This is a genomic window from Kitasatospora sp. GAS204B (genome assembly GCF_029892155.1).
Classification (GTDB): domain Bacteria; phylum Actinomycetota; class Actinomycetes; order Streptomycetales; family Streptomycetaceae; genus Kitasatospora.
In genome coordinates this window covers 366,141-379,460 of record NZ_JARZAG010000002.1, presented here as the reverse complement: position 1 = coordinate 379,460, position 13,320 = coordinate 366,141, and the positions used below count along the sequence as shown (strand labels likewise).

The 13,320-nt window shown below is 69.8% G+C and carries 10 protein-coding genes; 7 read left to right on the top strand and 3 right to left on the bottom strand.

What is annotated here, in order from left to right:
* Positions 1-47 precede the first annotated feature (47 nt).
* Genes P3T41_RS04300 through P3T41_RS04290 form a run of 3 tightly spaced genes read right to left on the bottom strand, consistent with a single transcriptional unit; the run spans position 48 to position 3,473 of the window.
* Entirely contained in the window at positions 48-818 is a 771-nt protein-coding gene (locus tag P3T41_RS04300; protein ID WP_280687768.1) for a succinate dehydrogenase/fumarate reductase iron-sulfur subunit, read from the bottom strand.
* Positions 808-2,679, bottom strand: coding sequence for a fumarate reductase/succinate dehydrogenase flavoprotein subunit (locus tag P3T41_RS04295; protein ID WP_280687766.1), 1,872 nt, complete (start codon positions 2,677-2,679; stop codon positions 808-810). Before P3T41_RS04295 ends, P3T41_RS04300 begins: the two co-directional genes overlap by 11 nt.
* Positions 2,680-2,687: 8 nt before the next feature.
* The gene (locus P3T41_RS04290; protein WP_280687764.1) at positions 2,688-3,473 is read right to left on the bottom strand and encodes a hypothetical protein; all 786 of its coding nucleotides are present in this window, start codon (positions 3,471-3,473) and stop codon (positions 2,688-2,690) included.
* Between the two features lie 124 nt (positions 3,474-3,597).
* On the opposite strand from P3T41_RS04290, the gene P3T41_RS04285 reads away from it, so the two are divergent.
* The 7 genes from P3T41_RS04285 (at position 3,598) to P3T41_RS04255 (ending at position 13,273) form a co-directional block, all read left to right on the top strand.
* On the top strand, positions 3,598-5,169 hold the full coding sequence (locus P3T41_RS04285; protein ID WP_280687763.1) for an ABC transporter family substrate-binding protein: 1,572 nt from the start codon (positions 3,598-3,600) through the stop codon (positions 5,167-5,169).
* A gap of 130 nt (positions 5,170-5,299) precedes the next feature.
* Positions 5,300-7,168, top strand: coding sequence for a translational GTPase TypA (typA, locus tag P3T41_RS04280; protein WP_280687761.1), 1,869 nt, complete (start codon positions 5,300-5,302; stop codon positions 7,166-7,168).
* A gap of 186 nt (positions 7,169-7,354) precedes the next feature.
* Positions 7,355-8,986 (top strand): ABC transporter substrate-binding protein, encoded by a 1,632-nt coding sequence (locus tag P3T41_RS04275; protein ID WP_280687759.1) that lies wholly within the window; start codon positions 7,355-7,357, stop codon positions 8,984-8,986.
* 67 nt (positions 8,987-9,053) lie between these two features.
* Positions 9,054-9,977: an ABC transporter permease gene (locus P3T41_RS04270; RefSeq protein WP_280687757.1), complete on the top strand. Its 924-nt coding sequence runs from the start codon at positions 9,054-9,056 to the stop codon at positions 9,975-9,977.
* A gap of 28 nt (positions 9,978-10,005) precedes the next feature.
* Positions 10,006-11,001, top strand: coding sequence for an ABC transporter permease (locus P3T41_RS04265; protein WP_280688038.1), 996 nt, complete (start codon positions 10,006-10,008; stop codon positions 10,999-11,001).
* 18 nt (positions 11,002-11,019) lie between these two features.
* Positions 11,020-12,075, top strand: coding sequence for an ABC transporter ATP-binding protein (locus tag P3T41_RS04260; RefSeq protein WP_280687755.1), 1,056 nt, complete (start codon positions 11,020-11,022; stop codon positions 12,073-12,075).
* Entirely contained in the window at positions 12,068-13,273 is a 1,206-nt protein-coding gene (locus P3T41_RS04255) for a dipeptide ABC transporter ATP-binding protein (RefSeq protein WP_280687753.1), read from the top strand. Before P3T41_RS04260 ends, P3T41_RS04255 begins: the two co-directional genes overlap by 8 nt.
* Positions 13,274-13,320 lie beyond the last annotated feature (47 nt).

Genomic DNA, 13,320 nt, shown 5'->3' with positions numbered 1-13,320 from the left:
CGCGAGGGGGCCCAGACGCGGGCTCAGCTGTGGGCTCGGCCGCGGCCTCAGTCCCGGGGCCGCCGACCGATCTTCGACCCGAGCCAGACCAGCGGGTCGTACTTGCGGTCGGCCACCCGTTCCTTGAGCGGGATCAGGGCGTTGTCGGTGATCCTGATGTGCTCGGGGCAGACCTCAGTGCAGCACTTGGTGATGTTGCAGTAGCCCAGCCCGTGCACCTCCTGTGCGCTCGCCCGGCGGTCCAGGCCGTCGGCCGCGGCCGCGTCCAGCGGGTGCATGTCCAGCTCGGCCACCCGCATCAGGAAGCGCGGGCCGGCGAAGGCGCCCTTGTTCTCCTCGTGGTCGCGCACCGCGTGGCAGGTGTCCTGGCACAGGAAGCACTCGATGCACTTGCGGAACTCCTGCGAGCGCGCCACGTCCTCCTGCCGCATCCGGTACTCCCCGGGCGCCAGGCCGGCCGGCGGTACGAAGGCGGGCACCTCGCGGGCCTTGGCGTAGTTGAAGCCCACGTCGGTGACCAGGTCCCGCACGTGCGGGAAGGCGCGCAGCGGGGTGAGCACCACCGGCTGGTCCGGCGGCAGCGCCGACAGCCGGGTCATGCAGAGCAGCCGCGGCCGCCCGTTCACCTCGGCGCTGCACGAGCCGCACTTGCCCGCCTTGCAGTTCCACCGCACCGCCAGGTCCGGCGCCTGGGTGGCCTGCAGCCGGTGGACCAGGTCGAGCACCACCTCGCCTTCGTCGGCCGCCAACCGGTAGGAGACGAAGCCGCCCTCGCCGCCCTCCCCGCGCCACACCCGCAGCTCCCGCTCATCGCTCATCTGCCAGCTCCTCCGGGGTGAAGTACTTCGCCAGTTCGGCGCGGTCGAACAGCGCCAGCAGATCGGCGCGGAACGGCGGGTTGGCCTGCCGTTCCACGGTCAGCCGCTCCTCGTCCAGCGAGCAGAGCAGATTCACCCGCCGCCAGTCCCGGTCCATCCCGGGCCAGTCCTCCCGGGTGTGCCCGCCCCGGCTCTCCCGGCGCAGCAGCGCCGCCCGGGCCACGCACTCCGAGACCAGCAGCATGTTGCGCAGGTCCAGGGCCAGGTGCCAGCCCGGGTTGAACTGCCGGTGGCCCTCCACCGCCACCTGGTCGGCCCGCCGGCGCAGCCCGGCCAGCCGGTCCAGCGCCTGCTTCATCTCGCCCGCCCGGCGGATGATCCCGACCAGGTCGTTCATGGTCTGCTGGAGCTCCTGGTGCAGCGCGTACGGGTGCTCGACACCCTCGCCGAAGGGCGCCAGGGCCTCGGCGGCGGCCGCGTCCAGCTGGGTCCGGTCGAGCGTCGGACGCTGCGTCAGTTCGCTGACGTACCGCGCCGCGTGGAGTCCGGCCCGACGTCCGAAGACCAGCAGGTCGGAGAGCGAGTTGCCGCCCAGCCGGTTGGAGCCGTGCATGCCGCCCGCCACCTCGCCCGCCGCGTAGAGACCGGGCACGGCGGGGCTGGCCGCGGTGTCCGGGTCCACCTCGACCCCGCCCATCACGTAGTGGCAGGTCGGGCCGACCTCCATCGGCTCGCGGGTGATGTCGACATCGGCCAGTTCCTTGAACTGGTGGTGCATCGAAGGCAGTCGCCGGATGATCTCCTCGGCCGGCAGCCGGCTGGAGACGTCCAGGAAGACCCCGCCGTGCGGGGTGCCGCGGCCGGCCTTGACCTCGGAGTTGATCGCCCGGGCCACCTCGTCGCGGGGCAGCAGCTCGGGCGGTCGGCGGTGCTTGCCGGGGTCCGCGTACCAGCCGTCCGCCTCCGCCTCGGTCTCGGCGTACTGGCCGCGGAAGACCTCGGGCACGTACTCGAACATGAACCGCTTGCCCTCGCTGTTGCGCAGCACCCCGCCGTCGCCGCGCACCGACTCGGTGACCAGGATCCCCTTCACGGAGGGCGGCCAGACCATGCCGGTCGGGTGGAACTGGATGAACTCCATGTTCAGCAGCCGGGCGCCGGCCAGCAGCGCCAGGGCGTGGCCGTCGCCGGTGTACTCCCAGGAGTTGGAGGTCACCTTGAACGACTTGCCGATCCCGCCGGTGGCCAGCACCACGGCGGGCGCGGCGATGGTGAAGAACTGCCCGCTCTCCCGCCGGTAGCCGAAGACGCCGGCCACCTGATCGCCGTCCTTCAGGATCCTGGTGACGGTGTACTCCTGGAAGACCTTCAGGCCCGACTCGTAGTCGCCACTCTCGCGATGGTCGGCCTGCTGGAGTGCCACGATCTTCTGCTGCAGGGTGCGGATCAACTCCAACCCGGTCCGGTCGCCGACGTGCGCCAGCCGCGGGTACTCGTGCCCGCCGAAGTTGCGCTGCGAGATCCGCCCGTCCTTGGTCCGGTCGAAGAGCGCGCCCCAGGTCTCCAGCTCCCAGACCCGCTCCGGCGCCTCCTTGGCGTGCAGTTCGGCCATCCGCCAGTGGTTGAGGAACTTGCCGCCGCGCATGGTGTCGCGGAAGTGCACCTGCCAGTTGTCGCCGCTGTTCACGTTGCCCATCGAGGCGGCGATCCCGCCCTCGGCCATCACGGTGTGGGCCTTGCCGAAGAGCGACTTGCAGATCACCGCGACCCGCATGCCCTGCTCGCGGGCCTCGATCGCGGCCCGCAGCCCGGCCCCGCCGGCGCCGACCACCACCACGTCGTAGCTTTCGTAGTCGTCCACTGGGCTCCTCAGAAGAACTTCGGATCGGCGAAGGCGCCGGACGAGACCAGGTACACGTAGAGGTCGGCGAGCCCGACCGAGGCCAGCGAGGCCCAGGCCAGCTGCATGTGACGGGAGTTCAGCCGTCCCACCAGCTGCCAGGCCCGGTAGCGCACCGGGTGCTTGGAGAAGTGCCGCAGCCGACCGCCGACGATGTGCCGGCAGGAGTGGCAGGAGAGCGTGTACGCCCAGATCAGCGTCACGTTCACCAGCAGCACCAGGGTGCCGAGCCCGGCGTGCCCCCAGGCGCCGGCCGCGTCGCGGAAGCCGAGCACCGCGTCATAGCTCAGGATCGCGGCCACCGGGATCGCCAGGTAGAAGAAGTACCGGTGCAGGTTCTGCAGGATCAGCGGGAACCGGGTCTCGCCGCTGTACCGGGCGTGCGGCTCGGCCACCGCGCAGGCCGGCGGCGAGGACCAGAAGGCCCGGTAGTAGGCCTTGCGGTAGTAGTAACAGGTCAACCGGAAGCCGAGCGGGAATACCAGCACCAGCAGCGCGGGGGAGAGCCGCCACCAGTCGCCGATCACCGCCCAGTCGGCCCCGCCGCGCATCGGCACGCAGTTCGCGGCCAGGCAGGGGGAGTAGAACGGCGAGACGTACGGCGCCGCGTAGTAGTGCGCGCCTTCGAAGGCTCGCCAGGTCGAGTACCCGATGAAGACCAGCAGGCCCGCCGCCGTGCTCAGTTGGGGCAGCCACCAGCGGTCGGTGCGCAGGGTGCGTTCCGGGATCGCGGCACGCTTGGTCGTTATGGCCATCCTGTGAGTGTGACCTTGATCACAGCTGCTCGGAAGACCTTGGACAGGGATTCGCTGCGCCGATCGGAGGACAGCTTGTCGTGTCGTCAGTTCTTCGCCGGCGGGCTGGAGTTGAGTGGACGCCATGAAGAGCATCAGGGTGCTCGCCGCCGCCGCGCTGCTCAGTGCACTGGCGGGCTGCGACAGCGCGCCGGCCCCGGTCCCGCCGCCGTCCCAGTCCGCCTCGGACTTTACCCCGGCCACCCGCACGGTGGTGCGCCAGGGCGGCACGCTGCGCTGGGCGGTGGACCAGGTGCCCGCCTCGCTGGACGTCTACCAGAGCGACGCCACCGCCGACACCGCGCTGATCGCGCACGCGCTGCTGCCCAGCCTGTACCGGCTGGACGACCACGCGCGGCCGGTCCCCGACCCGGACTACCTGGTGAACGCCGAGCAGGCCGATCGGACGGTCACCTACCGGCTGAACCCGAAGGCCGTGTGGAGCGACGGAACGCCGGTGACGGCCGCCGACTTCACCGCGCAGTGGACGGCGCTGCGCGCCGACCACCCGGGCTACCGGGCGATCGAGTCGATCGCGCAGGGCGTCGATCAGCACCAGGTGAAGGTGGTCTTCCGGCAGTCGTACGCGGAGTGGAAGTCGCTGTTCAGCCCGCTGAACCCGGCGGCCGGCCTGCCGCTCAGCGCCGGGCCGCTGCTGCTCCAGTCGCTGGACGCCAAGGGCGGCAAGGCGGCGCTGGTCCGCAACCCCCGCTGGTGGGGTGACGCCGCCAAGGTCGACGAGCTCGACTTCCTGGCCACCCCGGACCGGCTCGACGCCCTCTCCCAGGGCCGGATCGACGTCGCCGCGCTGGAGGGCGCCGTCGACCACCCGCCGGCGGCCAAGTCCGCCGACGCGCTGGACTCCGCCACCCAGGCGCTGCGCCGGGCCAGGGCGCTGCCAGGGATCACCCTGCACCGGGCCGCGGCCCCCGCCTTCACCCAGCTCACCCTGAACGGCGGCCGCGGTCAGCTGGCCGAACCCGCGCTGCGCCGCGCGGTCGCCGCCTGCGTGGACCGCGGCAAGATCGCCGAGGCCGCGCTCGGCCCGCTCGGCCTGCCCGCCGCGCCGCTCGGCAACCACCTGCTGATGACCGACCAGCTGGGCTACCGCGACAACAGCGCCTCGCTCGCCGCCACCGCCAAGTCCATGCACCTGGAACTGAGCCTGCTCTACCCCGACGGCTCCGCCACCGCCCGCCGCACCGCCGACGCCCTGGTGGCCCAGCTCGCCCCGTACGGCATCACGGTGCACCCGCAGGCGGCGGCGCCCGACAGCTTCGTCCGCGACCACCTGGCCACCGGCGACTGGGACCTGGCGCTCTTCTCCTGGCCCGCCACCGCCTTCCCCGCCACCGACGAGCAGCCGCTCTACGCCAAGCCCCGGCCCGGTGCGGACGGCAAGGCGGTGATCGGCCTCAACTACGGCGGCGCCGGCACGGACGAGATCGACCAGCTCTTCGCCAAGGCCGAGGCCGAGTCGGACGCCGTCCGGCAGACCGCGCTGCTGCAGCAGGCCGACCAGCGGATCTGGCAGCTGGGCCACTCGGTCCCGCTCTACCAGCGTCCCGAGCTGGTCGCCGTGCGCACCGGGGTGGCCGGGGCGGGCGCGTACGGCTTCGGTTGGCCGCGCTACCAGGACCTGGGTTTCCTGCGCTAGCCGGTCCTCACTTCGCGGGTCGTCCCGGCGGCCACGTACGATAGGACAAGCCGTGGCATGGTAAGCCCGGCGGGTGGACCGGAACAGGCCGGGGCGCCACAACCCACGACTCCGGGAGAGTTCGCTCCGCATGCCCACGCGCAATGACATCCGCAACGTCGCCATCGTCGCCCACGTCGACCACGGGAAGACGACCCTGGTAGACGCGATGCTCAAGCAGGCCGGTGCTTTCGCGGCTCACCAGCACCTCGACGACCGCATGATGGACTCGAACGACCTGGAGCGCGAGAAGGGCATCACCATTCTCGCGAAGAACACCGCGGTCAAGTACCACCCCAAGGAGGGTGGCGCGCCGATCACCATCAACATCATCGACACCCCCGGCCACGCCGACTTCGGTGGCGAGGTCGAGCGCGGCCTGTCGATGGTCGACGCGGTCGTGCTGCTGGTCGACGCCTCCGAGGGCCCGCTGCCGCAGACCCGCTTCGTGCTCCGCAAGGCGCTCACCGCCAAGCTGCCGGTGATCCTCTGCATCAACAAGACCGACCGTCCGGACTCCCGGATCGACGAGGTCATCAACGAGACCTACGACCTCTTCCTGGACCTGGACGCCACCGAGGACCAGATCGAGTTCCCGATCGTCTACGCCTGCGCCCGTGACGGCGTCGCCTCGCTGACCAAGCCGGAGAACGGCACCGTCCCGGCCGACAGCGACAGCCTGGAGCCGTTCTTCTCCACCATCCTGGCGCACGTCCCGGCCCCGGAGTTCGACGCGGACGCCCCGCTGCAGGCGCACGTCACCAACCTGGACGCCGACAACTTCCTCGGCCGCATCGCGCTCTGCCGCGTCGAGCAGGGTGAGCTGCGCAAGGGCCAGCAGGTCGCGTGGATGAAGCGGGACGGCTCGATCCAGCAGGTGAAGATCACCGAGCTGCTGATGACCGAGGCGCTCACCCGCAAGCCGGCCGAGGTGGCCGGCCCCGGCGACATCTGCGCCGTCGCGGGTATCCCGGACATCATGATCGGCGAGACCCTCGCCGACCTGGAGAACCCGATCGCGCTGCCGCTGATCACGGTGGACGAGCCGGCCATCTCGATGGTCATCGGCACCAACACCTCGCCGCTGGTCGGCAAGGGCGGCAAGGGCCACAAGGTCACCGCCCGGATGGTGAAGGACCGCCTGGACCGCGAGCTGATCGGTAACGTCTCGCTGCGCGTGCTGCCGACCGAGCGCCCGGACGCCTGGGAGGTGCAGGGCCGTGGTGAGCTGGCGCTGGCCATCCTGGTCGAGACCATGCGCCGGGAGCTCTTCGAGCTGACCGTCGGCAAGCCGCAGGTGGTCACCAAGGTCGTCAACGGCAAGGTGCACGAGCCGGTCGAGCGGATGACGATCGACAGCCCCGAGGAGTACCTGGGCGCGATCACCCAGCTGATGGCCGTCCGCAAGGGCCGCATGGAGACCATGACGAACCACGGCTCCGGCTGGGTCCGGATGGAGTTCATCGTCCCGTCGCGTGGCCTGATCGGCTTCCGCACCCAGTTCCTGACCGACACCCGTGGCACGGGCATCGCGCACAGCATCTTCGAGGGCCACGAGCCGTGGTTCGGCGAGCTGCGGATGCGCAACAACGGTTCGCTGGTGGCCGACCGCGCCGGTGTGGTGACCCCGTTCGCCATGATGGGCATCCAGGAGCGCGGCACGCTCTTCGTCGAGCCCACCACCGAGGTGTACGAGGGCATGATCGTCGGCGAGAACTCGCGCCAGGACGACATGGACATCAACATCACCAAGGAGAAGAAGCTCACCAACATGCGTGCGGCTTCCTCCGACACCACCGAGAACCTGGTGCCGCCGCGCAAGCTGTCGCTGGAGCAGTCGCTCGAGTTCTGCCGCGAGGACGAGTGCATCGAGGTCACGCCGGAGACCGTGCGCATCCGCAAGGTCGTGCTGGACCAGAAGGAGCGCGGTCGCACCGCCTCCCGCGCCAAGAAGAACTGACGCCGACTCAGTCGGACCCAGTCGCAAGGCCGTCAGCCGGTTCCCCCTCGGGGGAGCCGGCTGACGGGCTTTCAGTCACCTGTTCGGCGGCACCAGCTGCCCGAGTGGCCCTGCTGCGGGTGCGTCGCCACCGCCCGGCCCTTCGAATGGGGTGTGATGCCTCACACACCCCCGAGGAGGTCCTTCATGCCTTCAGCCACCAGAGTGCGCTGGGCCGTGATCGCAGTGACGTCGGCGGCCCTGGTGGCCACCGGTTGCAGCAGTAGCAGCAGTAGCGGCTCCGGTTCGAGCGGCGGCGGCACCGTCCGCGCCTGGTGGGGCGACCCGCAGAACCCGCTGGAGCCGGCCAACACCAATGAGGTGAACGGCGGCGCGGTGATGAACATGATCTTCGCCGGCCTGATCCAGTACGACCCCAAGACCAGCGCGGCCAGCAACGCCAACGCCGACTCGATCACCTCATCCGACCAGCAGAACTGGACGGTGACCCTCAAGCCCGGCTGGAAGTTCAGCGACGGCACCCCGGTGACCGCCTCGTCCTACGTGAACGCCTGGAACTACGGCGCGCTGTCCACCAACAAGCAGGTCAACGCGAGCTTCTTCCAGTACATCCAGGGCTACAACGACGTCGCGCCGGCCAGCGGTTCGCCGACCGCGCAGACCATGTCGGGCCTCAAGGTGGTCAACGACAACACCTTCACGGTGGCGCTCACCCAGAAGTTCACCACCTGGCCGCAGACCCTGGGCTACAACGCGTACTACCCGCTGCCCGCGAGCTTCTTCAGCAACCACGCCGCCTACCTGAACAAGCCGGTCGGCGACGGGCCGTACATGATCCAGTCGTACACCCGCAGCCAGCAGATGCAGCTGGTGCCGAACCCGGACTACAGCGGCAGCAACAAGCCGAAGAACGGCGGCATCAACCTGGTCGTCTACACCGACCCGAACGCCGCCTACTCCGACCTCCAGTCCGGCGCCCTCGACGTGGACAACACGCTGTCCAACACGGCGATCAAGACCCTGGCGGGCGGGCCGAGCGGCGGCCGCTTCCTCAACACCCCGGCCGGCATCATCCAGACCATCTCCTTCCCGCTGTACCAGCCGCAGTGGAGCACCGCCAACGCGAAGCTGGTCCGCCAGGGCATCTCGATGGCGATCGACCGGGACACCATCGTGAAGAACATCTTCACCAACACCCGGACCTCGGCCACCGACTGGACCTCCCCGGTGCTCGGCGCCAACGGCTTCAAGGCCGGCCTCTGCGGTGACCTCTGCACCTACAACCCCACCATGGCCAAGCAGCTGATCCAGCAGGGCGGCGGCATCCCGGGCGGCCAGCTGACCATCAGCTACAACGCCGACGGCCCGCACAAGGACTGGGTCGACGCCACCTGCAACAGCATCAACACGGTGCTGGGCAACAACAACGCCTGCGTCGGCAACCCGATCGGCACCTTCGCGGACTTCCGCAACCAGATCACCAGCCAGAAGATGACCGGCCCGTTCCGGACCGGCTGGCAGATGGACTACCCGCTGATCCAGGACTTCATGCAGCCGGTCTACACCACCGGCGGGTCCTCCAACGACTCGCACTACAACAACCCGCAGTTCGACAGTCAGGTCAACACGGCGAACGCGGCACCTGACGCGGCGACCTCGGTCACCGACTTCCAGACCGCCGAGAAGATGCTCGTCACCGACGTGCCGGCCATCCCGCTCTGGTACCAGAACGGCACCGTGGCCTGGTCGAGCCACGTCAGCAACGTGATGCTCGACCCGTTCAGCGTCCCGGTCTACACCGAGATCACCGTCAGCTAGTCAGCAGCGGCGGCCGGCTCCCGAGCGGAGCCGGCCGCCGGTCTTCGCCAGCTCTGTGGAGGTTCGCATGGGACGCTACGTCCTGAGGCGCCTGCTCCAGATGATCCCGGTGTTCATCGGGACCACCTTCCTGATCTTCGTCATGGTGCACGCGCTCGGCGACCCGGTGAACGCGCTCTTCGGTGACCGGGCGCCCGACCCGGCTGTGGCCGCGCAGATCCGCGCCCAGTACAACCTGAACGATCCGCTCTGGCTCCAGTACGTCAAGTACATGGGCAAGCTCTTCCAGTGGGACTTCGGTACCACTTTCAGCGGTCAGACGGTGACCTCGCAGCTGGCGGCCGCCTACCCGGTCACCCTCAAGCTCACCGCGGTGGCCTTCACCATCGAGGTGGTCTTCGGCATCGGCCTCGGGCTGCTCAGCGGTCTGCGGCGGGGCAGGATCGCGGACAACTCGGTGCTGATCCTCACCCTGGTGGTCATCTCCATCCCGACCTTCGTCACCGGCTACGTGCTGCAGTACCTGGTCGGGGTGAAGTGGGGGATCCTGCCGGCCACGGTCGGCTTCGACGTGACCTTCCAGTCGCTGCTCCTGCCGGGCATCGTGCTGGCCTCGGTCTCGCTCGCCTACGTCGCGCGGCTGACCCGCACCACCGTCGCCGAGAACACCAAGGCGGACTACGTGCGCACCGCGGTGGCCAAGGGCCTGCCCAGACACCGGGTGGTGATCAACCACCTGCTGCGCAACTCGCTGATCCCCGTCGTCACCTTCCTCGGCACCGACCTGGGTGCGCTGATGGGCGGCGCGCTCGTGACGGAGCGCATCTTCAACATCCACGGCGTCGGCTACACCCTCTACCAGGGGATCGTCCGGCAGAGCACCAACACCGTGGTCGGCTTCGTGACCATCCTGGTCATCATCTTCCTGCTGGCCAACCTGCTCGTCGACCTGCTCTACGCGGTCCTGGACCCGAGGATCCGGTATGCCTGACCAGGAGAAGTACAACCGGTCCGACCCCATGGCGGGGGCCGGGGACGAAGACGAGGAGATGCAGAGCGCGGTCGAGAGCCGGACCCTCGACCTCGGCACCATGGAGGGCGAGACCCTCATCAAGGCCGAGCGGCTCGGCGACCACCCGGAGACCCCCGCCGCCGGCGAGGAGCGGGTGGCGCCGCGCAGCCTGTGGCAGGACGCCTGGCGCGACCTGCGGCGCAACCCGATCTTCATCATCTCGGGACTGCTGATCGTCTTCCTGGTCATCGTGGCGATCTGGCCAGGATTGTTCACCTCGACCAACCCGCTCAACTGCGACCTGACCAAGTCGCAGCAGGGCCCCACCTCGGGCCACCCGTTCGGGTACGACACCCAGGGCTGCGACGTCTACGCGAGGACGATCTACGGCGCGCGTGCCTCGATCACCGTCGGCGTCTGCGCCACCGCCGGGTCGGCGCTGGTGGGCACCCTGCTCGGCGGTCTGGCCGGCTTCTTCGGCGGCTGGTCGGACTCGGTGATCTCCCGGGTCGCCGACATCTTCTTCGGCATCCCGATCCTGCTCGGCGGTCTGGTCTTCCTCTCGGTGATCACCATCAGGTCGATCTGGATCGTGGTGGCGTTCATCGTGGTGCTCGGCTGGCCGCAGCTGGCCCGGATCGGCCGCGGCGCGGTCATCACGGCCAAGCAGCAGGACTACGTCACGGCGGCCAGGGCGCTGGGCGCGGGCAGCGGGCGGCTGATGCTGCGACACATCCTGCCGAACGCGGTGGCGCCGATCATCGTGGTGGCCACCATCGCGCTGGGCACCTACATCGCGCTGGAGGCCACGCTGAGCTACCTCGGCGTCGGCCTGAAGCCGCCGACGGTCTCCTGGGGCATCGACATCTCGGCCGCCTCGGACAGCTTCAGCATCGCGCCGCACATGCTGCTCTTCCCCGCCGCGGCGCTGAGCATCACCGTGCTCGCGTTCATCATGCTCGGCGACGCGGTCCGCGACGCCCTCGACCCCAAGCTGCGCTGAGAGAGGGTCCCACCACCGATGAGTAGCAGCAGCACCAGCGCCCAGCCGCGCGAGGCCACCGCGGACACCGTCGAGTCCCCGCTGTTGGAGGTCCGCGACCTGCACGTGGAGTTCCGCACCCGGGACGGGGTGGCCAAGGCCGTCAACGGGGTGAACTACTCGGTCAGGGCCGGTGAGACGCTGGCCATCCTGGGCGAGTCGGGCTCCGGCAAGTCGGTCACCGCCCAGGCCGTGATGGGCATCCTGGACAGTCCGCCCGGCTTCGTGACGGGCGGTCAGATCGTCTTCAAGGGCCGCGATCTGCTGACCCTCGGCAAGGAGGACCGGCGCAAGGTCCGCGGCTCGCAGATGGCGATGATCTTCCAGGACGCGCTCTCCTCGCTCAACCCCGTGCACAGCGTCGGGTCGCAGCTGGGCGAGATGTACCGGGTGCACAAGGGCAGCTCGCGCCAGGACGCCAAGGCCAAGGCGATCGAGCTGATGGACCGGGTCCGGATCCCGGCCGCCAAGGCCCGGGTCGGCGACTACCCGCACCAGTTCTCCGGCGGCATGCGCCAGCGCATCATGATCGCGATGGCACTGGCCCTGGAGCCGGACCTGATCATCGCGGACGAGCCGACCACCGCACTCGACGTCACCGTGCAGGCCCAGGTGATGGACCTGCTCGCGGAGTTGCAGGGCGAGTACCACATGGGTCTGATCCTGATCACCCACGACCTCGGGGTGGTCGCGGACGTGGCCGACAAGATCGCGGTGATGTACGCCGGGCGGATCGTGGAGACCGCCCCGGTGCACGAGCTGTACGCCAAGCCGGCCCACCCGTACACCCGCGGGCTGCTGGACTCCATCCCCCGGCTCGACCAGAAGGGGCAGGAGCTCTACGCGATCAAGGGCCTGCCGCCCAACCTGTTGCGGATCCCGCCGGGCTGCGCCTTCAACCCGCGATGCCCGCGGGCGCAGGAGATCTGCCGGACCACCGTGCCGCCGCTCTTCGAGGTGACGGACGAGGCGGGCACGCCGCGACCCGGCCGGGCCAGCGCCTGCCACTTCTGGAAGGAGACCCTCGATGACTGACGGTGCCACCGCGCTCAGCGCGCCCGTGCCGCAGGGGGCGGCCTTCACCAAGCCGGTCCCCGAGGGCGAACCGATCCTGCAGATCCGCGACCTGGTCAAGCACTTCCCGCTGACCCAGGGGGTGGTGGTGAAGAAGCAGATCGGCGCGGTCAAGGCGGTGGACGGGGTCTCCTTCGACCTGCGCAAGGGGGAGACCCTGGGCATCGTCGGCGAGTCCGGCTGCGGCAAGTCGACGCTGGCCAAGGTGCTGATGAACCTGGAGCCGGCCACCAGCGGCTCGGTCCGGTACAAGGGGGAGGAGATCTCCCGGCTCTCCGGCGCCGCGCTGAAGGCGGTGCGCCGCAACATCCAGATGGTCTTCCAGGACCCGTACACCTCGCTCAACCCGCGGATGACGGTCGGCGACATCATCGGCGAGCCGTACGAGATCCACCCCGAGGTGGCGCCCAAGGGCGAGCGGCGCAAGGCGGTGCAGGACCTGCTGGACGTCGTCGGGCTCAACCCGGAGTACATCAACCGCTACCCGCACCAGTTCTCCGGCGGTCAGCGCCAGCGGATCGGCATCGCGCGCGGCCTGGCGCTCAAGCCCGAGGTGATCATCTGCGACGAGCCGGTCTCCGCGCTGGACGTCTCGGTCCAGGCCCAGGTGATCAACCTCCTGGAGAAGCTGCAGAACGAGTTCGAGCTGTCGTACATCTTCATCGCGCACGACCTCTCGATCGTGCGGCACATCTCCGACCGGGTGGGCGTGATGTACCTGGGCAAGATGGTGGAGATCGGCAGCGATCTGGAGATCTACGACCACGCCACCCACCCCTACACCCAGGCGCTGCTCTCCGCCGTCCCGGTGCCCGACCCGGCCGCCCGGCAGGTCCGCGACCGGATCGTGCTCACCGGCGACGTCCCCTCGCCGGCCGACCCGCCCTCCGGCTGCCGCTTCCGCACCCGGTGCTGGAAGGCCCAGGAGAGGTGCGCGATCGAGGAGCCGCTGCTCGCCGTGCCGTCCTGGCTGGACGGGCTGGCGGCGCACGAGTCGGCCTGTCATTTCGCGGCGGAGCGCGAGATTGAGCAGAGCGCGGCGGAGCGCGAGATTGAGCAGAGCGCGGCGGAGCGTGGGGCCGAGGGCGGGACCGAGGCTGAGACCGAGCGGGCGGCCGGCCAGGAGGACGGGAGCGCGGACGGCGACGACGCGCGGTAGCGCGGACGCGACAGGGCCCCCTCCACGTGGAGGGGGCCCTGTGCTTG